General features: G+C 47.5%; 17 protein-coding genes. 5 read left to right on the top strand and 12 right to left on the bottom strand.

Going from position 1 to position 21,751, the window contains the following annotated elements; genetic code table 11:
• Positions 1-42 precede the first annotated feature (42 nt).
• Both ftsH and rlmE read right to left on the bottom strand, forming a co-directional pair.
• Positions 43-1,989, bottom strand: a complete 1,947-nt coding sequence (gene ftsH, locus BFR57_RS08495) for an ATP-dependent zinc metalloprotease FtsH (RefSeq protein WP_083405093.1) — start codon at positions 1,987-1,989, stop codon at positions 43-45.
• A gap of 50 nt (positions 1,990-2,039) precedes the next feature.
• Positions 2,040-2,666 (bottom strand): 23S rRNA (uridine(2552)-2'-O)-methyltransferase RlmE, encoded by a 627-nt coding sequence (gene rlmE / locus BFR57_RS08490; protein WP_071463552.1) that lies wholly within the window; start codon positions 2,664-2,666, stop codon positions 2,040-2,042.
• A 96-nt stretch (positions 2,667-2,762) separates the two neighbouring features.
• Here rlmE and yhbY point away from each other — a divergent pair, with 96 nt between their 5' ends.
• Positions 2,763-3,059: a ribosome assembly RNA-binding protein YhbY gene (gene yhbY / locus BFR57_RS08485; RefSeq protein ID WP_071463551.1), complete on the top strand. Its 297-nt coding sequence runs from the start codon at positions 2,763-2,765 to the stop codon at positions 3,057-3,059.
• Here yhbY and BFR57_RS08480 read toward each other — a convergent pair.
• The 10 genes from BFR57_RS08480 to grpE all read right to left on the bottom strand — a co-directional run bounded on the left by BFR57_RS08480 (position 3,056) and on the right by grpE (position 15,733).
• A complete protein-coding gene (locus BFR57_RS08480; protein WP_071463550.1) occupies positions 3,056-3,577 on the bottom strand; it encodes a hypothetical protein in 522 nt (173 codons plus the stop codon). The genes yhbY and BFR57_RS08480 overlap by 4 nt on opposite strands.
• 129 nt (positions 3,578-3,706) lie before the next feature.
• Entirely contained in the window at positions 3,707-4,183 is a 477-nt protein-coding gene (greA, locus tag BFR57_RS08475) for a transcription elongation factor GreA (RefSeq protein ID WP_006955159.1), read from the bottom strand.
• Positions 4,180-7,404: a carbamoyl-phosphate synthase large subunit gene (gene carB / locus BFR57_RS08470; RefSeq protein ID WP_071463549.1), complete on the bottom strand. Its 3,225-nt coding sequence runs from the start codon at positions 7,402-7,404 to the stop codon at positions 4,180-4,182. Before carB ends, greA begins: the two co-directional genes overlap by 4 nt.
• A gap of 29 nt (positions 7,405-7,433) precedes the next feature.
• Positions 7,434-8,579: a glutamine-hydrolyzing carbamoyl-phosphate synthase small subunit gene (gene carA / locus BFR57_RS08465; RefSeq protein WP_071463548.1), complete on the bottom strand. Its 1,146-nt coding sequence runs from the start codon at positions 8,577-8,579 to the stop codon at positions 7,434-7,436.
• A gap of 164 nt (positions 8,580-8,743) precedes the next feature.
• Positions 8,744-9,532 carry a 4-hydroxy-tetrahydrodipicolinate reductase gene (gene dapB / locus BFR57_RS08460; RefSeq protein ID WP_071463547.1) on the bottom strand — a complete coding sequence of 263 codons (789 nt, stop codon included), beginning with the start codon at positions 9,530-9,532 and terminating at the stop codon, positions 8,744-8,746.
• Complete coding sequence (locus tag BFR57_RS08455; protein WP_071463546.1) at positions 9,529-10,767, bottom strand: dicarboxylate/amino acid:cation symporter; 1,239 nt, start codon at positions 10,765-10,767, stop codon at positions 9,529-9,531. The genes dapB and BFR57_RS08455 overlap by 4 nt, the downstream gene beginning before the upstream one ends.
• Positions 10,768-10,891: 124 nt before the next feature.
• Complete coding sequence (locus BFR57_RS08450) at positions 10,892-11,707, bottom strand: M48 family metallopeptidase (protein ID WP_071463545.1); 816 nt, start codon at positions 11,705-11,707, stop codon at positions 10,892-10,894.
• 51 nt (positions 11,708-11,758) lie between these two features.
• The gene (gene dnaJ / locus BFR57_RS08445) at positions 11,759-12,910 is read right to left on the bottom strand and encodes a molecular chaperone DnaJ (protein WP_143441064.1); all 1,152 of its coding nucleotides are present in this window, start codon (positions 12,908-12,910) and stop codon (positions 11,759-11,761) included.
• A 98-nt stretch (positions 12,911-13,008) separates the two neighbouring features.
• The gene (dnaK, locus tag BFR57_RS08440) at positions 13,009-14,934 is read right to left on the bottom strand and encodes a molecular chaperone DnaK (RefSeq protein WP_071463543.1); all 1,926 of its coding nucleotides are present in this window, start codon (positions 14,932-14,934) and stop codon (positions 13,009-13,011) included.
• A 124-nt stretch (positions 14,935-15,058) separates the two neighbouring features.
• The gene (gene grpE / locus BFR57_RS08435) at positions 15,059-15,733 is read right to left on the bottom strand and encodes a nucleotide exchange factor GrpE (RefSeq protein WP_071463542.1); all 675 of its coding nucleotides are present in this window, start codon (positions 15,731-15,733) and stop codon (positions 15,059-15,061) included.
• Positions 15,734-15,877: 144 nt separating this feature from the next.
• Between grpE and nadK the strand changes: the two genes are divergently transcribed.
• The 4 genes from nadK (at position 15,878) to BFR57_RS08415 (ending at position 21,716) form a co-directional block, all read left to right on the top strand.
• Positions 15,878-16,759 (top strand): NAD(+) kinase, encoded by an 882-nt coding sequence (gene nadK / locus BFR57_RS08430; protein ID WP_071463541.1) that lies wholly within the window; start codon positions 15,878-15,880, stop codon positions 16,757-16,759.
• Between the two features lie 116 nt (positions 16,760-16,875).
• Positions 16,876-18,540: a DNA repair protein RecN gene (gene recN, locus BFR57_RS08425; protein ID WP_071463540.1), complete on the top strand. Its 1,665-nt coding sequence runs from the start codon at positions 16,876-16,878 to the stop codon at positions 18,538-18,540.
• A 78-nt stretch (positions 18,541-18,618) separates the two neighbouring features.
• Positions 18,619-18,978: an outer membrane protein assembly factor BamE gene (locus tag BFR57_RS08420; protein WP_071463539.1), complete on the top strand. Its 360-nt coding sequence runs from the start codon at positions 18,619-18,621 to the stop codon at positions 18,976-18,978.
• Between the two features lie 14 nt (positions 18,979-18,992).
• Positions 18,993-21,716, top strand: a complete 2,724-nt coding sequence (locus BFR57_RS08415; protein WP_071463538.1) for an insulinase family protein — start codon at positions 18,993-18,995, stop codon at positions 21,714-21,716.
• Positions 21,717-21,751: the final 35 nt, after the last annotated feature.

Here is a 21,751-nt window from a genome sequence, read left to right as displayed (position 1 = left end):
AAAAAAAAGCCACCCAATTGGTGGCTTTTTACTGCTTAATTGTTACGACGTGGCGTCGCCGGGCTTGTCCACATTAATAGGACGCTCCGGTCGCTCTTCCTGCTCAGATTTCTCGGCAGTGCCTCCGCTGGTACCATTGCCATTGTCGTCTTGGTCGTCCCAACCTTTAGGTGGACGCACATCACGACGGTTCATCAAGTCATCAATCTGCTCTGCATCGATGGTCTCGTATTTCACCAAGGCATCTTTCATCGCGTGTAAAATATCAACATTTTCCTCTAAGATTTTCTTAGCACGTTGATAATTTTGATCAATAACTGATTTAACTTCTTCATCAATGGCACGCGCTGTATCGTCGGACATATGTTTATGCTGGGTGACTTGGCGCCCTAAGAAGACCTCATTTTCGTCTTCGGCATAAAGCAAAGGACCCATTTTTTCTGACAAGCCCCATTGCGTAACCATTTTACGCGCGATTTCTGTTGCACGTTCAATGTCATTCGAAGCACCAGTGGTAACTTTATCCACACCATAAATAATTTGCTCTGCGAGACGGCCACCAAACAAGCTCGAGATCATGCTCTCTAGATGTTGCTTAGAGTGACTGACACGATCTTGCTCGGGCAAGTACATCGTAACGCCTAAAGCACGCCCTCGCGGAATAATCGACACTTTATAAACCGGATCATGCTCGGGTACCAAACGACCAACGATTGCATGACCTGCTTCGTGATAGGCGGTCATCGCTTTCTCATCATCCGTCATCACCATCGAACGTCGCTCTGCGCCCATCATGATCTTATCTTTCGCTTTATCAAACTCTTCCATCGAAACAACGCGTTTGTTGCCTCGTGCGGCGAAAAGTGCAGCTTCGTTAACTAAATTGGCTAAGTCAGCACCCGAAAAGCCAGGCGTACCGCGAGCTATCAAGTCTGCACGCACGTCGTCACCTAACGGGACTTTACGCATGTGAACTTTAATAATCTGCTCACGTCCACGCACGTCTGGTAAGCCCACCATAACTTGACGGTCAAACCGACCTGGACGTAATAACGCAGGATCGAGCACATCAGGACGGTTAGTTGCTGCAATAACGATAATGCCCTCGTTACCTTCAAAGCCATCCATTTCAACGAGCATTTGGTTAAGTGTTTGCTCACGCTCGTCGTGACCACCGCCCAGACCTGCGCCGCGCTGACGACCTACCGCATCGATTTCATCAATAAAGATGATACAAGGAGCCGATTTCTTAGCTTGCTCGAACATGTCGCGAACACGTGAAGCGCCCACACCCACAAACATCTCAACGAAGTCAGAACCGGAGATGCTAAAGAAAGGTACTTTTGCTTCACCAGAAATTGCTTTTGCAAGCAACGTCTTACCTGTACCTGGTGGACCTACCATCAATACGCCTTTGGGAATTTTACCGCCCAAGCGCTGAAATTTTGATGGGTCTTTAAGATAATCAACCAGTTCAGTGACCTCTTCTTTTGCCTCATCACAACCCGCTACATCTCGGAATGTTGTTTTGATTTGGTCTTCGCTCATCAAACGCGCTTTGCTCTTACCAAACGACATCGCACCGCGACCACCGCCGCCTTGCATTTGACGCATAAAGAAGATCCACACGCCGATCAACAACAACATCGGGAACCAAGAAATGAAAATCGAGGTAAGAATGCTTGGCTCTTCAGGTGGCGTGCCCGAGAACTCAACATTTTTAGCCGCTAACTGGTCCACAATTTTAGGATCGGATTGGGTTGGAATGACTGTCTTATACGACTGGCCATTTCGAGTCATCACCGTGATGGTACGGCCATCTTCACCAAAATCGGCGCGCCGTACATTACCGTTGTCCACCTGCTTTAGAAACTCGCTATACGCCATGCGAGACCCAGCGTTTTCGCCAGGGCTAAAGCTCTGAAAAACGCTCATCAACACAACGGCTATGACGAGCCACAAGATGAGATTTTTTGCCATATCGCTCAAAGCCTATTACCTCTAGTGTATTTAAATAATCAATCTTTCATATCAGGGTACTACAACTTGTAGTCTGTCGCTACCAAGTAAACCTCGCGTGACCGTGATCGCGAAGAACTCGGCTTACGCGTCTTAACGGTTTTAAATGCCGCCCTGACATCCTTAAGAAACTCTTCAAAACCCTGTCCGTGAAACACTTTGACCGCAAAACTACCGCCAGGTTTCAGTACTTGATGACACATATCTAGCGCCAACTCCACTAAATACATAGCTCTTGGCTGATCGACATTATCATTACCGCTCATGTTGGGTGCCATATCAGACAACACTACATCTACGTTTTTTCCACCAATTCGGCTCAATAGTGCGTCTAAAACAGCTTGCTCACGAAAGTCACCTTGCAAAAAATCGACCCCTGCGATTGGGTCCATCGGTAAAATATCACAAGCGATAATTTGTCCGTCACCGTTAAAATAATCGGCCACGTATTGCGACCAGCCGCCAGGGGCCGCACCCAGGTCAACAACAGTTTGCCCTTTTTTAATCAATTTATCACGCTGTTGAATTTCTTCTATCTTAAATACGGCGCGTGAACGTAATCCACGTTTCTGTGCCTTTTGCACAAAAGGATCATCGAAATGTTCTTTTAACCAACGTTGGCTGCTGACGCTGCGCTTTTTACCCATTAATACTATCCAGACTGTCTGATTAAACTAGCGTGTACCCATTAGATGGCGTTACAATACATATAATTCAAGCTTAAATTACAGGATTATTATCATATGTCGTTAACCAATAAGCAAAAACAGTTTTTAAAAGGCGAAGCACATCCACTCAAACCTGTCGTTTTACTCGGTACTAATGGGTTAACTGAGGGTGTCGTTGCAGAAATCGAACAGGCGTTAGAAGACCACGAGCTGATTAAGGTAAAAGTGCCAGAGGAAGAGCGCGAGTTGCGCAAGCAAATGATGGCCGCGATTGTACGTGAAACCGGTGCAGAACAAGTTCAAGTGATTGGTAAAACACAGATCTTGTTCCGCCCCGCCAAAGAGCCTCGGATGCGTTTACCTAGAGCCTAGTTATAATCATAGGCTGGTGAATCAGGGCATGAGACACGTCTCATTGCCCGCGCCACGCATCCCATTGCCACCTCCGTTTTAACCCACCCCTCCTGAGCTAAAAAATATACATTTAATAGTTCGTTACGATGCGACTCCGAATTCTCTAACTGATGCTTTTTCAAAGTGGGCTCTACCATCTGCATCGCTTTCCAATAAAAACGATAATCTTGTTCACAGGTCAATGAACTCAAACTTTCTGAGAGTTCTGGTGTTGTTTTCGGGTACAGCAGCTTGACGCCCGGCGCGAATAGCCAGTCAATCGAGATCCCTTCATTCATCAGCTTTGTGATAAGTAACTTATGAGGAATGACCTGACGATAGCGCCAATTTTTGTAATCGTGATAACTCACACCTAACCACTCTACAACGCCTTTAATCGTTTGCGTTCGAGCAATCGGCTTGAGTCGTTCCATCAACTCCCTGATAGTCGGCTCACCCCAAGCGTAATTTGGGGCGAATACAGCGTTTCTTTCCATGAAACCTCCACAACATATTATTAACACAGCATTAATACTTTCTAAAAAATCAAAGTGTTTTGCAACCTCTAAGCATAAAAAAACCCAGTTTTAAAAAACTGGGTTTTTGTTAGATGCCGATGTAGGAGATTAAATGTATTTAACTTCGACAACCTCGTACTCAACCTCACCGTTGGGCGTTGTAACCGTAGCAATGTCGTCAATTTCTTTGCCGATAAGCGCGCGAGCTATCGGTGAATTAACCGATATCAAATTAGATTTGATATCTGCCTCATCGTCACCAACGATTTGGTAAGTCACTTCTTCATCAGTTTTGGTGTTGTACACTGTCACGGTTGAGCCAAAAATGACTTTACCGTTGTTAGGCACTTTAGTGACATCAATAATCTGCGCATTAGACAGCTTTGATTCGATTTCTTGAATACGCCCTTCACAAAAGCCCTGTTGCTCCCGTGCAGCGTGATATTCTGCATTCTCCTTCAAATCACCATGCTCACGCGCATCAGCAATCGCTTCCACAATACGCGGACGGTCTTCTGTTTTAAGTCTTTTGAGTTCTTGGCGCAGCTGCTCTGCGCCACGTTCCGTCATTGGAATCTGGTTCATACTAATGCAACCCTTTTATGTAATTCTTGTACCGAACTGACACGCGCACGGTCATCTGCCGTGTTCGCTTTCACGGTCGCGAATGCTGCGTTCAGCGTCGTGGTATAAATTACTTTGTTTAACAATGCCTCGCGACGAATATAAACCGAATCCTCGATGGCTTGACGGCCCTCGACGGTATTAATGATGTAACTATATTCGCCATTTTTAATCGCATCCACGATGTTCGGGCGACCCTCTTGTAGTTTATTGACTACCGAGCAGTCAATGCCCTCTTCTGCTAACATTTTAGCAGTACCGCGGGTCGCTTCCAATTTAAACCCGAGCGCCAACAAGCCACGTGCAAGATCCATTAAACGTCGCTTGTCACTATCACGGACAGAAATCAGCGCCTTACCTTTCTTAGCAAGCGCAGCGCCTGCACCGAGGTTGGCTTTGGCGTAAGCTTCTTCAAAGCTTTCACCGACGCCCATTACCTCACCAGTCGAGCGCATTTCCGGTCCGCGAATCGGATCAACACCTTGGAACTTAGCAAAAGGAATGACAACTTCCTTTACTGAATAATAAGGTGGAATGACTTCGCTCGTGTAACCTTGCTGTTTCAATGATTGACCCACCATTACACGGGCAGCGACTTTAGCAAGCGGTACACCCGTCGCCTTCGAAACAAAAGGTACGGTTCGCGCTGCGCGAGGGTTCACTTCGATGAGATAAATTTCATCATCTTTAACTGCGAACTGGGCATTCATTAAGCCTTTTACATTCAGCTCAAACGCGAGCTTACGGATTTGTTCGCGTAACTGTGCTTGAATGATGTCACTTAATGAGTAAGGTGGTAGTGAGCATGCTGAATCACCGGAGTGAACACCTGCTTCTTCGATATGCTGCATGATACCGCCAATCAACACATCCTCGCCGTCGCAAATAGCGTCAACATCAACTTCGATAGCATTGTCCAAGAAACGATCGAGCAATACCGGTGCATCATTCGATACTTTCACCGCATCCGTAAGATAACGCGTCAAGTCTTGCTCATCATAGACAATTTCCATCGCTCGACCACCCAGTACATATGAGGGACGCACAACGAGCGGATAACCAATACGTTTGGCTTCAGTTAACGCTTCTGAAATACCAGTAACCGTCGAGTTTTCTGGTTGCTTCAGCTTCAAACGGTTAACCGCAGCTTGGAAACGTTCGCGATCTTCCGAGCGGTCAATCGCATCAGGCGATGTACCAATAATCGGCACACCGTTCGCCTCAAGCGCACGCGCAAGTTTAAGCGGCGTCTGACCACCGTATTGCACAATAACACCTTTAGGCTGTTCGATACGCACGATCTCCAACACATCTTCTAAGGTGATCGGCTCAAAGTATAACCGGTCAGAAGTGTCATAATCAGTTGATACGGTTTCTGGGTTACAGTTAACCATGATGGTTTCGTAACCATCTTCACGTAATGCCAGTGCCGCATGAACACAGCAGTAATCAAATTCGATACCTTGGCCAATGCGATTAGGACCGCCACCAATCACCATGATTTTGTCGCGATCCGAGACGTCTGCTTCGCATTCATCATCATAGCTTGAGTACATATAAGCAGTGCTCGAGGCAAACTCAGCCGCACAGGTATCCACGCGTTTATAAACGGGATGGATTCCTAGCTTGTGGCGACGTTTACGAACCTCTGATTCGCTAACATGCAATACATCAGCAATACGTTCATCCGAGAAACCGCGACGCTTGAGTGCACGCATGACATGTTCATTCATGCCTGCAAGTCCCAATGCATCCAGCTCTTCTTCAAGCTTGATAAGCTCTTCAATCTGAATCAGATACCATTCGTCAATACGCGTTAATTCAAACACTTCGCGCACGGTCATGCCTAAGCGGAATGCATCACCAATGTACCAAATTCGCTCCGCACCCGGCTCTTTCAGCTCACGGATAACTTTGCCGCGCGCTTCATCGCTACTTAAATCAACCATGCTATCAAAGCCATTGGCGCCCAGTTCAAGGCCGCGCAATGCTTTTTGCATCGATTCTTGGAAGTTACGACCAATCGCCATCACCTCACCCACCGATTTCATCTGAGTGGTTAAGCGATCGTTACAGTTAGCGAACTTCTCAAAGTTAAAACGAGGGATCTTAGTCACAACGTAATCTAACGCTGGTTCAAACGATGCTGGGGTCACACCGCCGGTAATTTCGTTCTCGAGTTCATCCAGCGTATAGCCCACCGCAAGTTTGGCGGCGACTTTCGCAATTGGGAAGCCTGTTGCTTTCGAGGCGAGCGCTGACGAACGTGACACGCGCGGATTCATTTCAATGATCACCATGCGGCCGGTGTCAGGGTTCAAGCCGAACTGTACGTTTGAACCACCGGTCTCAACACCAATTTCACGCAATACCGCCATTGCCGCATCACGCATCAACTGAAACTCTTTGTCAGTCAATGTTTGAGCCGGTGCAACGGTGATCGAATCACCGGTGTGGATACCCATTGGATCAAAGTTTTCAATGGTACATACGATAATGCAGTTGTCGCTTTTATCACGGACCACTTCCATTTCGTATTCTTTCCAACCTAACAGCGATTCATCAATCAGTAGTTCGTTAGTAGGCGATAAATCCAGGCCGCGTCGACAAATTTCCTCAAATTCTTCACGGTTGTAAGCGATACCACCACCGCTCCCCCCCATAGTAAACGATGGGCGGATAATGCATGGGAAGCCAAGACGGTCAAGTACGTCAAACGCCTCTTCCATGCTGTGGGCCATTTCAGCATTCGGCGTCTCTAAACCAATCTTTTTCATCGCTTTATCGAAGCGGTCACGGTTTTCCGCTTTGTCGATAGCATCGGCATTGGCGCCAATCATTTCGACTTTAAAGCGGTCTAATACACCATGACGATCAAGATCAAGCGCACAGTTCAGTGCAGTTTGACCGCCCATGGTTGGCAAAATCGCATCGGGGCGCTCACGCTCAATAATTTTTTCGACCACTTCCCAGTGAATCGGCTCGATATAGGTTGCATCAGCCATTTCTGGGTCAGTCATGATCGTCGCCGGGTTCGAGTTCACCAAAATCACTCGGTACCCCTCTTCGCGCAGCGCCTTACATGCCTGTGCACCCGAGTAATCAAACTCACAGGCTTGACCGATGACTATCGGTCCTGCACCAAGAATCAGAATGCTTTTTATGTCAGTACGTTTTGGCATAGTTTCGTTCTATCCTTTGCTGCACTAGTTTAAGCGCGTGCTTGCATTAATTCGATAAAGTGATCAAAGAGCGCATCTGCATCATGTGGGCCTGGGCTCGCCTCCGGATGCCCCTGAAAGCTAAATGCGGGCTTATCGGTTCTGCGCATGCCTTGCAGGGTGCCATCGAACAATGACACGTGAGTCACCTCAATATTATCCGGCAAGCTCGTTTCGTCTACCGCAAAACCGTGGTTTTGACTGGTAATCATCACGCGCTTAGTGCGAACGTCTTGTACCGGATGGTTTGCACCATGGTGGCCAAACTTCATTTTGCTCGATTTAGCGCCACTGGCGATACCAAGTAATTGGTGACCCAAACAGATACCAAAAATAGGGATGTCTTTATCGAGTAACGTTCTAATTGCTTCAATCGCGTAATCGCAAGGTTCTGGGTCACCCGGTCCATTGGATAAGAATACCCCGTCTGGGTTTAACGCCATCACCTCATCAGCTGAAGTTTGAGCCGGGACCACCGTGATGCGACAGCCGCGATCCGCGAGCAGTCTTAGAATATTCTGTTTGCAACCATAGTCGTATGCGACGACATGGAATTTATCTTGCGCAGGTGAGGTATGTCCTTCGCCAAGTTGCCAACTCCCCTCGGTCCAAGCATGCGTTTCTTTGCAAGACACAACTTTAGCCAAATCCATGCCTTTAAGACCTGGGAACTCGCGGGCTAATTTCAATGCTTTTTCTTCGTCGATGGCTCCGGCCATAATGCAACCATTTTGCGCACCTTTTTCGCGCAAAATTCGCGTCAGCTTACGCGTGTCAATATCAGCAATACCCACTACATTGTGACGTTGCAAATATTCTGTCAAAGTCTCTTGCTTACGAAAGCTACTGGCTTTTAAAGCGTTATCACGAATGATCAAGCCTTTCGCCCACACTTCGGGGGATTCTTCATCTTCGTTGTTGGTGCCAGTATTGCCAATGTGGGGGTATGTCAGGGTGACGAGTTGTTCAGTGTATGAGGGGTCAGTTAGAATTTCTTGGTAGCCTGTCATGGCTGTGTTAAAGACGACTTCTCCAACAGCGGAACCTTCGGCTCCAATCGCTGTGCCATGAAAGATGGTGCCGTCGGCTAACACCAGTATGGCTCGGTTAGCGGATTGACTCGCTAAAATACTCAAGGGCAACCTCCGTACATAAAAAAACGGGTGAATCAATACAAAGTTGACTTCCCCGTTTAAGGTCCTTACCGCGCGTTCTTTGCTCACTGAAATTAGCAGATGACTAACATCAGGCAAATTGACCGTATTGTACGTCTTTTTTTACGTAGCGTCCAGCGCTGTTTTTAATCAAACAGTTGCGCAAGTTGCTTTTTTAAATCCAGCACATCAGCCATTCGATAGCACTCGCCTGGCGCCTGAGCCGTTAGCCACTTTGCCGCGCGCAACGCGCCCTCAGCAAAAATGCGACGGTCACTCACGCGGTGTGACAATTCGATACGCTCTCCAGCTTGCGCCAACCAAACTTGATGCTCACCGACAATATCGGCAGCGCGTAATACACTGAATCCTATACCCTGTTCGCTACGCTCACCATCACCCCGAATGCCATCATTAACGATCTCAAACCTAACTTTTCTACCGAGTGCTGCCGCCTCGCCTAGTGCTAAAGCAGTGCCTGATGGCCCATCCTTTTTGTGTCGATGGTGCGCTTCGAAAATTTCGATATCTGCGTCTTTAAACGCGCCTGCTGCGATGCGCGTTAGTTGCTCCATCAGTGCCACACCCAAACTGGTGTTACGCGCATGTAGTGTGGCTACTTTCTGCGCTGTATCCTGAAGTAGGTGCTGTTGCGCGGCATCGAGTCCGGTGGTGCAAACGACAATCGGGCATTGATGGGTTTGTGCATAAGCCAAGTTTTCTTCCAGCGCGTTGGGTAGGCTAAAGTCAATTAATACGTCAGGCGCATCACTCGCCTCTGCTACATGACGAAAGTGAGTTTCACCCACGGGGCTACCGAGCGAACGACTCTGCTTGCTTACGAAAGCATGCGACACATCAAAACCATAAGCCTCGGCATATTTAATAATTTGTTGTCCCATACGCCCACTGGCGCCCAATACACCTAATTTCATGCGCTTTCTCTAGCTTCCTTATAAGTGCTGTTATCCTGCAATAAGTTTTCGCTACGCGCAACTACGCGTGCCACCATCATATCGCCGGTGACATTAGTCATGGTGCGCGCCATGTCGATGATGCGGTCAATTGCGGCAATAAAAGCGATTCCCTCGAGCGGTAAGCCAACGGCATTTAACGTGACCGTTAACATCACTAATGCAGTACCCGGTACCCCCGCTGTTCCAACCGACGCCAAGGTCGCTGTCATCATGATTAAGCCATAGTCCATCCAATCGAGCGGAATGCCATACAGGTTAGCAATAAAAATGCTTGCCACGGCGGGATAAATTCCGCCACAACCGTCCATATTAATAGTGGCTCCGAGTGGCAACACAAAACTCGCGTAATCTTTCGACACGCCCAAGCGTTCAGTGACGGCACGGTGTGCCGCCGGCAAGGAACCAAATGAACTACAGGTTGTAAAGGCAACGACTTGTGCATCAAACACGGCTCGGAAAAATTGCCAAGTACTCATGCCTCCCATGGTGCGGATAAAGCCACCGTAAACCACCACAATGTGGATCAGCACCGCTAAATAGATCACGCCAACGAATTTGGCCAAAGGCAATAAACTTGCAATGCCGTATTCACCGATCACCCACGCCATTAAGCCTAAAACGCCAAGCGGTGTAAGTTGTAAGACCATGCGAGTGACCTGGTACATCAACTCAGCACCCGATTTAATCACTCGACGTACCGGTTCGGCAGGTTCGCCCAACTTCTGTATTGCAACACCGATGATCGCTGCAAAAACAACAATTTGAAGCACATTGCCTTCACTTAGCGCAGCAAATGGATTAGTTGGTACAAAGTTAAGTAGTACTTGTGAGACGCTCGGAATGACTTTTTCGGTTTGTTCTGTTGCGGTGAGCGCTTGAGCCGGGCTCATATCGATAAGCGTACCCAGAGTCAGGCCGATAGCGCTGGCGATAATGGCCGTCAGCATGAACATGCCAATCGTTTTAGCCCCTAAACGTCCTAGCTTTTGGCCATCGTTTAAATCGGTAATTGCACTGACGATGGCGCAAAATATAAGCGGTGCCACCAGCATCTTGATTGCACGAATAAACAGGTCGCCCAACGGCTTAAGTGCTTGTCCAACCTCTGGAAACAATGCACCTATCAACGCACCTAAAACAAATGCACCCAGTACGCGTTGCCAAAATGGAATATTAAACCAGAATTTAAACATAGAACGTCCGCGTTGAGAAAAATGCGGATAATCTAGCGCTAATCAGTCGGCCAGCGAAAGAAAATTTTTGACTAGCATATAACTAAAAGACCAAGCCAAAGCGAATTTGGCTTGGTCTTATCAATCACGAAGAAGGCTTCTCACAAGTCGGGTTGTGACCTTGTTGATGGGCTTGTTGTACTCGCGCGCTTAGGCTCGGCGCATAATCTTCTATGGCATCAATCCGCGTTTGCGGTGATGGGTGCGTTGATAGTAATTCTGGCGGAGCGCCTTTCGATTGCTTAGCCATGTTACGCCACAGATCAGCGGCTTCAATCGGTTTAAAACCTGCATCCGCCATATAGTCGAGTCCCAACTGGTCGGCTTCAGACTCATGCGTTCGACTGTAAGGCAACAAAATACCTACTTGCGCACCAATCCCCAGTGCACTCATCAGTAACGCTGCGTTTTCGCTCTCCAGCTCTTGATTGGCAAAAATGGCGCCGAGTTGCAAGCCTGCACCAACAGCCATATTGCTCGATACCCGCTCATTACTATGTTGCGCAATCACGTGACCAATCTCATGACCAATCACGGCGGCCAACTGATGTTGGTTTTCTGCAACATCTAATAACCCACGATAAACGCCGATGTTGTTACCCGGCAACGCGAAGGCATTTACGGTATCTTGATCGAATACAGTGATTTCCCAATCAGCCTTGCTATAAGGCTCAGGTAACACATCAATCAATGCATGACTGACACACTGGACATACGCATTGATAGCAGGGTCGTCACTAATTGGCGTCTCGGCTTTCATCTGTTCATAAGACTGCTCACCCATCTGGTTTAGCTGACCTTCAGGTAAAAAAGCTAACTGAGAACGCCCTGTGGGCGACTTTGAACAACTGACAACTGCAACAGTCGCAAGTGTCAAAGCCGCTATTTTCCAAGCCCGCATAATGCCTCCTTAGGGCAAAACAATTGATACTACTTACTAACGATATTAGCCTTAGCTACGCAAGTCATCAAAAAATTGTTTAACACCGTCAAAGAAGCCTTTTTCTTTCGGTCTGAACTTGGCCGCTTCATCACCTTGCCCCATCGAACTCTCAAGTTCATCGAGCAACTCACGTTGACGTGAGGATAAATTGACCGGCGTTTCGATAACCACTTTACAAATCAGATCGCCGACAGCCCCCGTACGAACTGACTTAACGCCCTTACCACGTAAGCGGAAATGTTTGCCCGTTTGAGTCTCTTTAGGCACTTTCAGTTTGACCTTACCTTCTAAGGTCGGAACCTCAATTTCGCCACCCAGTGCCGCTTTGGTAAAGCTCACCGGTACTTCGCAATATAAATTGTTACCATCCCGCGCAAAAATAGGATGTTCACGTACATGCACCTGAACGTATAAGTCGCCTGCTGGCGCACCTTTTTCTCCAGCTTCACCTTCGTTCGCTAAACGAATACGATCACCGGTATCCACGCCTGCAGGAATTTTAACCGATAGCTTTTTGGTTTTTTCAACGCGACCCTGACCATGGCAGGTATTACATGGGTCTTTGATGATAGATCCCGTACCACGGCAATGCGGACACGCCTGCTGCACAGCAAAGAAGCCCTGACGCATTTGAATCTGACCAGAGCCGTGACAGTGACCACAGGTTTCTGGTCGTGTGCCTTTTTTCGCACCTGAACCATCGCAGTCACCACACTCGACCATGGTCGGAATCTGCAATTCGACTTCTTTGCCCTTCACCGCATCTTCTAGCGACATTTCTAGGTTGTAACGTAAGTCCGCACCGCGCTGAGGACGCGCTTGCTGGCGGCGGCCGCCACCAAAAATATCACCAAATACATCGCCAAAGATATCAGCAAAATCGGCACCACCGCCACCGAAACCACCGGCGCCAGCCCCGCCACCTTGGCGCGCCTGTTGAAACGCTTCGTGCCCATATTGATCATACATCTGGCGTTTTTGTGGATCCGATAACACTTCGTAAGCCTGTTTAATTTCTTTAAACTTGGCTTCTAGTTCCTTATCACCTTTTGTGCGGTCGGGGTGATATTTCATCGCCATCCGCTTGTAGGCTTTCTTAATATCTCTCTCATCGGCGTCTTTGCCAACACCTAAAATCTGATAATAATCCTGCGCCATAATCGTAATCTTCTTTTGTGATTTAACACCTGTCTAAAATAAATACACGGGCATTACCTTTCGGCAACACCCGTGTTGATATCGAAGTTGCCTAGTTAAGCTTACTTCTTATCGTCGTCTTTCACTTCCTCAAACTCAGCGTCAACAACGTCGTCATCTTTAGATGACTGCGCTTGCTCTGCACCTGCTTCTGCACCACCTTGTTGTGCTTGCTGTTGCTGAGCTGCTTCCATCAGTTTTTGTGAAGCTTCCATTAACGCTTGAGATTTCGCTTCAATGGCCTCTTTGTCGCCATCTTTTGAAGCTTGCTCAAGTTCGTCGCAGGCGGTTTCGATAGCTTTCTTGTCATCTTCTGACAAGGCTTCACCGACTTCTTTCAACTGATTACGCGTTGCGTGTACTAAGCCGTCCGCTTGGTTACGCGCTTGCACTAACTCTTCAAACTTCTTGTCATCTTCAGCGTGCGCTTCCGCGTCTTTAACCATTTTTTCGACTTCGTCCTCATCAAGACCCGATGAAGCTTTGATGGTGATCTTCTGCTCTTTACCCGTGTCTTTGTCTTTCGCTGACACGTGCAGGATACCGTCGGCATCGATATCAAAGGTCACTTCGATTTGCGGAACACCACGTGCCGCTGCACGAATACCTTCTAAGTTAAACTGCCCTAACGACTTGTTATCGCTTGAACGTTTACGCTCACCCTGCAACACATGAATCGTTACAGCCGACTGATTGTCTTCAGCAGTCGAGAATGTTTGCGACTCTTTCGTTGGAATCGTAGTGTTTTTCTCGATCAGCTTGGTCATCACGCCGCCCATGGTTTCGATACCTAATGACAGCGGACAAACGTCAAGCAGCAATACGTCTTTCACATCGCCTTGTAAAACACCCGCTTGAACAGCTGCACCCAATGCAACCGCTTCATCAGGGTTAACGTCACGGCGAGGCTCTTTGCCAAAGAAGTCAGTCACAGCCTGTTGAACTTTAGGCATACGTGTTTGACCACCGACCATAATGATGTCTTTAACATCGCTCACTGACATATCAGCATCAGCCAACGCTTGCTTCAATGGCTCTAGCGACTTCTTAATCAAGTCTTCAACCAACGATTCTAATTTAGCGCGTGTTACTTTGATCGCTAAGTGCTTAGGGCCGGTGTTATCAGCCGTGATATATGGCAAGTTGACTTCCGTTTGTTGCGCAGAAGACAGCTCGATTTTCGCTTTTTCAGCGGCTTCTTTCAGACGTTGCATCGCCAACGGATCTTTACGTAAATCGATGCCTTGATCTTTCTCGAACTGCTCAACCAAATAGTTGATCAAACGGTTATCAAAGTCTTCACCACCTAAGTGCGTGTCACCGTTCGTCGCCAGTACTTCAAAGGTATGCTCGCCTTCGACTTCATCGATTTCGATGATCGAGATATCGAACGTACCGCCACCTAAGTCATAAACAGCGATAACGTTGTCGCCTGACTTCTTGTCCATGCCGTAAGCCAGTGCAGCAGCGGTTGGCTCGTTGATGATACGCTTAACTTCTAAGCCTGCGATTTTACCAGCGTCTTTTGTTGCCTGACGCTGCGCATCGTTGAAGTATGCAGGCACAGTGATAACCGCTTCGGTGACTTTCTCACCCAAGAACTCTTCTGCAGTTTTCTTCATTTTCTTCAATACTTCAGCAGAAATTTGCGGTGGCGCTTTTTTATCACCATCGATTTCTACCCACGCATCGCCATTGTCAGCTTTGACAATGTTATAAGGCATGATGCCGATATCGCGCTGAACTTCATCATCTTGGAAACGACGACCAATCAAACGCTTTATCGCAAATAAGGTTTTATTTGGGTTAGTGACTGCTTGGCGTTTCGCCGGTGCACCTACCAAAGTTTCGCCATCGTCGGTAAACGCGACGACAGATGGGGTTGTACGATCCCCTTCACCGTTTTCAATAACACGAGGTTTGCCGCCGTCTAAAACCGCGACACATGAGTTTGTTGTACCCAAGTCAATGCCGATGATTTTACCCATAATTAATCTCCACTACTTCTATTCTGTTCAAACCGCTCTGGTTTGAGCGTTAATGATTTCGATAACTGTTATTTGGGGGCTGTATCTAAAATTACAAGCCCTAACGCATAATTTCTCTTACAAATTATGCTTTTGTATCCACGCCGCCGTTACTATTGCGTGCCACCATCACCATGGCAGGGCGGAGTAAACGTCCGTTTAACTCATACCCCTTCTGCATAACGGCAATAATGGTATTATTTTTATGCTCTGCCGACTCTTGCATCGACATCGCTTGGTGCAGGTCTGGATTAAACACCTCGCCTTCTTCGCCTACCGCTTTAACACCAAACTTCTCGAGTGTTGAGGTCAAGCTTTTATAAGTCAGCTCGATACCTTCTAAAAAGTTTTTCAACTCAGCATTATCGGTGTCGGCGGCTTGCATCGCGCGCTCGAGATTATCGACACTGGTGAGTAGTTCGTTGGCAAACTTCTCTAACGCAAATTTATGTGCTTTCTCTACATCCTGACTTGCGCGGCGACGTACGTTTTCCATTTCAGCTTGGGTCCGCAAAACCGACTCTTTTTGTTCGTTAACTTTAGCTTCCGCCTTGGTCAACGCGAGCTCGAGTTCAGCGATACGGTCCGCCTGGTTGTCAGCTGCCGCTGCGGTTTGCTGCTGCGTTTCCGGCTGCTCATCGCTACCTAACGCTTGTTCAGCAGCTTTCTCGGCTGCTTCCTTCGCGGCTTCTTGTTGAGCGGCTTCTTGTGCTTGTTGCTCAAAGTTTTCGGTTGTTTGCTTCGATTGCTTATCACTCATAACCCATACTCTTTAAATGTCCAATGAACGTATGCGTTGTTATGTGGGGATAGTCGGATTAAGATTCAAGACCTTTATTTCGCTTGATAAAAATTAAAGCAACACGTAGCGTTAACTAACGACTTGAGGACAGCGGTAAGCCCTATGACACAACCCGCATTTAAGCGCGTCGCGCTTTTAGGAAAAATTAATGATACAGGCACTCGCCATACGCTTGAGGCGCTTATCAGTGCCTTGTGCGAAAGTCAGTATGAGGTCTGTTTAGAGGAACGTTGCGCAACCCAAGTGCGACCGGGCAGTTGTATCGATACAGGCTCGCTCGAAAAACTCGGTAAGTGGGCCGACATTGCCGTGGTAGTGGGGGGAGATGGCAATATGCTTGGTGCCGCTCGCGCTTTGTGTGACCATGATGTGGCGGTTATTGGAGTGAATCGCGGTAACCTTGGCTTCTTGACCGATTTAGCGCCAGAGGACGCAGTGAGCGCACTGATGGATGTACTGGCAGGCGACTATGTAAGAGAAGAACGATTTTTACTCTCTGCCTCGGTAAAAGGTGAATCAATCAAGCAACAAGGTGTGGCGGTGAACGAGATTGTGCTCCACTCAGACAAAGTGGCACACATGATCGAATTTGAGCTGTACGTGGATGATCAGTTTGTCTTCTCGCAACGCTCTGATGGCGTTATTGTCGCCACACCAACCGGCTCTACAGCGTATTCACTTTCGGGTGGCGGTCCCATTCTACACCCCAACTTGAACGCCATTACGTTAGTACCTATGTTTCCACATACGCTGAGTAGCCGCCCTATTGTGCTCGACGCAAACTCACAAGTGCGACTGCGAGCGGCTAAAGATAACGACCATCTACAAATTAGTTGTGACGGCCACGGCCGACTTGATGTGATGCCCGGAGACGAAGTCATTATCGAAAAACACCCGCACACGCTGACTATGGTGCATCCAACAACGCATAGCTACTACCACGTACTGCGAAATAAGCTAGGCTGGGGCAGTCGTCTTTTCTAGCTGACTAAAAAAAAGTCACTCGCTGCATTGCATTTGAACAATAATACTGTATAACTACTGTATATACTGTATAGGTAAACAGTGTTACTGTTATTTTTATTGTGAGGAGCCCAGCCATGTTGACTGAGTTACACATTCGCAATTTTGCAATCGTCAAGCAGTTAGATATTGAGTTTAAAAATGGTATGACCGCCATTACCGGCGAGACCGGTGCGGGTAAATCAATCGCGCTTGATGCGCTCGGGCTATGCCTAGGTGGACGTGCCGATGCCAATTGGGTAAGACCTGGTTGCGATAAAACGGATATCAGTGCCCGTTTCACTATTACCCACGAGAGCCCCGCTCACCGCTGGCTTATCGACAATGAGCTCGACGATGATTTAGAGTGTGTTTTACGTCGCACCATTAGTAAAGATGGGCGCTCACGCGCTTGGGTCAATGGCGCCCCCGTCACCCTGACACAACAGCGTACTTTGGCGCCGACGTTGGTCAATATTCATGGCCAACATGAGCACCAGCTGCTAGTAAAGGAAGAACACCAACGCGAGTTACTCGATCAGTTCGCACAACACGATGAACTGATTACAGAGGTGCAAAGCTGCTATGGAAACTGGGCGAGCACCGAAAAGCGCTTCCGCCAACATCAGCAGCGTAAAGAAGAGTTAGCAGCGCAGAAGCAACTGTTAAGTTACCAAGTTAAAGAGCTGAATGAATTTAATATCGCTGACGGTGAATTTGAACAACTGGAAAGTGATCATAAACGGCTGACTCATGTTCGCGCATTGACTGAAAACAGCGCCTTTGCTTTAAATGCGCTCTATGACGGAGAGCACAATAATGTGTCAGGACTCATTCAAGCAGCGCATGGTCGGTTAGAAGAATCTGCCGAGCTCGATGAACAGATTCAACCAATTTTGGCATTACTTGAACAAGCTAAAGTCCACATCGAGGAAACCGCTTTGGAACTGCGTAATTATCAAGAGCAGCTTGATATTGATCCCGAGCAACTTGAAGTCACTGAGCAACGCATGAGTCAAGCTATTGCCCTCGCTAAAAAACATCATGTTGCTCCGATCGACTTGTATCAACATCATCAACAGTTACAGCAACAGTTAGATGAACTCGAACGCGCCGAGGAAGACAACGAACAGTTGGTCGAACAGCGTCAAGCATTACGTAGTCAGTATCGGCAAGCCGCGCTTAAGTTATCGACTAGCCGAAAACAAGCAGCTGATCACCTCAGTGGAGAAATTTCCCGTGCCATGCATAAGTTAAACATGCCCCATGGTGAATTTGTCATTCAAGTCGATCACGACGATAAAGCCACGGCAACACGCTGGGGCACCGATGAAATTTGTTTTACCGTCACCACCAACCCTGGGCAGCCTCTGCAAGCACTGAGTAAAGTTGCATCAGGCGGGGAACTATCGCGTATTAGCCTTGCCATACAGGTCATGTGTGCCAATCAGAATACGGTACCTACCATGATGTTTGACGAAGTCGATGTAGGCGTCAGTGGCCCTACCGCAGCAGTTGTGGGTTCCATGTTACGTAGTTTAGGCGAGCAGTGCCAAATTATCTGTGTAACTCACTTACCACAAGTCGCTGCAAAGGGACATCATCAAATGCAGGTACTAAAGCAAACCGATGGCGCACAAACAGAAACACAAGTTTGGCAGCTTAATGAAGAACAACGAATCGATGAACTGGCTCGCCTATTAGGCGGCGATAGCATTACCGAAAAGACTAAAGATAACGCGCGTGAGTTACTTATTCATTAAGTTTTCCTGCGCCAACGCTAGCTAACTCGGTTTTGTTTGTTTATCATCGGTGACAACATTTAACGGTAAGAGTAGTTAATGAAACAAATCGGAAAAACTTTGGCCGCTGTAGCGGTCGTCGCAGGTCTATCAGGTTGCTCTGTATTAAATGACTGGGTGTATCGTATTGATATTCCTCAAGGCAACTATCTCGAACAGCGCGATGTCGATAAATTACGTATCGGTATGACACAAGAGCAAGTGGCTTTCGTTTTGGGTCGCCCTGTAGCGGAGAACAGTTTTAACAGTGATCGTTGGGTTTATGTATATGATATGAATCCAAACGAGGGCAAGCCGTTTCGAAAAGAGTTAGTTCTTGATTTTAACGAAGGGCAACTTGCAAGTTTATCGGGTGATTTTGATAAACCAGAAAACTTCGACACGCCGCTCGACCAGTAACGGTTTACAGCCCTATGACGCAACCGCTCAGAGAAGAGCTCGGTGAAGTTGTAAAGAGCCCCAAAGATGCACGGACCTTTCGTGCCATAAGACTGCAAAATGGACTGTCAGTTTTATGTGTGCAGATTCCGAACAGTAAAAAGGCGTCTGCAGCACTGGCTGTCAGAGCGGGTCATTTCAATGATCCGCTTGAGACCCAGGGTCTTGCCCACTTTCTCGAGCATATGCTCTTTTTAGGCAACAGCCAGTACCCTGACCCCAACGAATTCCCAGAGTTTTTAAGTGCCTATGGCGGCCAACAAAATGCGTGGACAGGGTCTGAATTCTGTAACTTCTTTTTTGATTGTCAAACGCGTGCCCTATCCCGCGCACTCGATTACTTTTCTGCTATGTTTACAGCACCGCTGTTTGATGAGTCATTAATACAAAAAGAACGTCAATCCATCGATTCCGAGTTTCGTTTAAAAGAAAAGGATGAATTACGCCGTCTGTATCAAGTGCATAAGTCGACGTGTAACCCCCAGCATCCCTTTAGCAAGTTCTCAGTGGGTAATTTAGATACGCTAGTCGAAAATAGTAGCCAAACATTACAAGAGCAACTACGCGAATTTTTCGATACCTATTTTAATGCCAACAATATGCGTTTAACGATTGTCGGTGCTCAATCAGTTGATGAGTTAGCCCAGCTTGCCGATCAGCACTTTGCCAAGCTTCCGAGCGGCATCGCAAACAATCCGCAACAATTAGAGGCTTTACCACTTTACTTACCCACGCAAATGGGTGTTTATATTCAGGTCAAACCGGTCAATCCAGCACGACGGTTGATTATTACTCTACCGTTGCCGGGCATCGATGATGATTACAATAACAAGACCACCAGTTTTATTGCTCACATTCTTGGCTACGAAGGTCCTCATAGCTTATACGCCGCGTTAAGAGCACAAGGTTGGGTAAATAGCCTTTCGGCGGGCGGCGGCATGAGTGGTAGTGGCTACAAAGATTTCAATATTAATATTCAACTGACCGAGGACGGTGTGGACAACGCGCTCAAGGTCGCGCAAACAGTCTTCAACTACATCCGTAAAATTAAAAATGAAGGTCTCGAAACTTGGCGGTATGAGGAGAAACGGTTAACTTCAGAGCTTTCTTTTCATTTTCAGGAAAGTCCACCGGCAGGCGAGCTAGCGCCGCAACTTTCGGTCAATGCGCATCATTACCCCATGCACGACGTTGTTTACGGCGATTACCGTATGGATGGGCTCTCGATTCAACGAGCGAGACACACGCTTGATCTCATGGTTCCCGAGCGAGCGCGTATTACGTTAATCCATTGTGATGTGACAACTGATCAGCAAACCGAGCTGTACCATACGCCATACAGCATTCGAGCTTTGTCGACAGATGAGCTGGCAATACTTAAGGCTTCGCGCGTGCTCATTGATACGCGCCTTCCAGCACAAAACCCTTACATCACCGATCATGTTGAGCCCTATCCATTGGAGCGTAAAGCCAACGAGCCTAGCGCTGTGATTAAGAAAGATGCGGTCACCATTTGGCATTTTCAGGACCCCGACTTCAGGGTGCCTAAGGGTCATATTTATCTCAATCTAGAATCGCCGACCGTTAATCAATCGGCCACGCATTTTGCGGTCGCGCGGCTTTGGTCTGAACTGCTCATCGACTCATTGAATGAAGCTTTGTACGATGCAGAAGTTGCTGGATTACACTTTAACATTTACCCGACTCAGTCAGGCATGACAATCCATACAATGGGTTTATCCGCAGGCCAGCTTCCACTACTTAAACAATTGATGAAACAAGCGTGGAAGGTAAAATTTCAACGTAATCGTTTTACTGCCGTTGCGCAGCAATTACAACAAAATTGGCAATCAGCGCACAAAAACCAACCACTGAATCGGCTATTTGCCGAGCTCAACTTAACGCTACAACCACGCCTGTTTGCCCTACACGATATGGCGGAGGGGCTGGGCCGCTTAAATTATAAAACGTTTTCTCAAATGAGCAGTGAGTTGTTTAAGTCAATGACTGTTTCGGCGCTCATTCACGGTGATTGGAAAGCAAAGACTGCTTGCGAGCTACATCAGTTGATTAGTGAAAGCGCAGAAGGACGTTTAACCGCGCAGCCACCGCAACTCAGCCCAACGCGACTTGAGCAAGGCGAAGTGCGCAAGCAAACGATCGCCCAAACGACAGACGATAACGCTACATTAGTATATTTCCAAGGCGATAATGATAGCCCTGAACAGCAAATAACATGGATGTTGGCGCAGCAACTATTAAATGCAGGCCTATTTGACGAACTGCGCACTCAGCGTCAACTGGGGTATGTCGTGGGCAGTCAATACTTCCCCGTGCGCCGTCTCCCTGGCTTTATGGTATTTATACAATCACCTACTCACGAGCCAGACCAGCTACATCAACACATCCTCTCCGTGCTCGCTGATAAAGTAGCACAATTGGATGATCTTTTGACTTTACAGCGTTGGAAACATGCGAAACATACCCTTGCAGAGCAGCTCACTGTCAATGACCGCAGCTTACGCACGCGTAGCCAAAGATTCTGGGCAGCGATTCAAATGGGTGAAACTAACTTCGATCGCAACCATGAAATGTGCCAAGCGTTGGAACAATTACAACTTTCTGATTGGCTTAATGAGACCAGACGCTTAATTATTGAACAACCAAGACAGATTGTATTGTTATCCTGCCAGCAGTAAGGGTTATAATAGCTTTGACAGATTTTTGTCTTTAA

The sequence above is a fragment of the Idiomarina sp. MD25a genome, assembly GCF_001870515.1.
Classification (GTDB): Bacteria; Pseudomonadota; Gammaproteobacteria; order Enterobacterales; family Alteromonadaceae; genus Idiomarina.
Note: the sequence above shows the minus strand (reverse complement) of the source record. Positions and strands in the feature narration are given on the sequence as shown.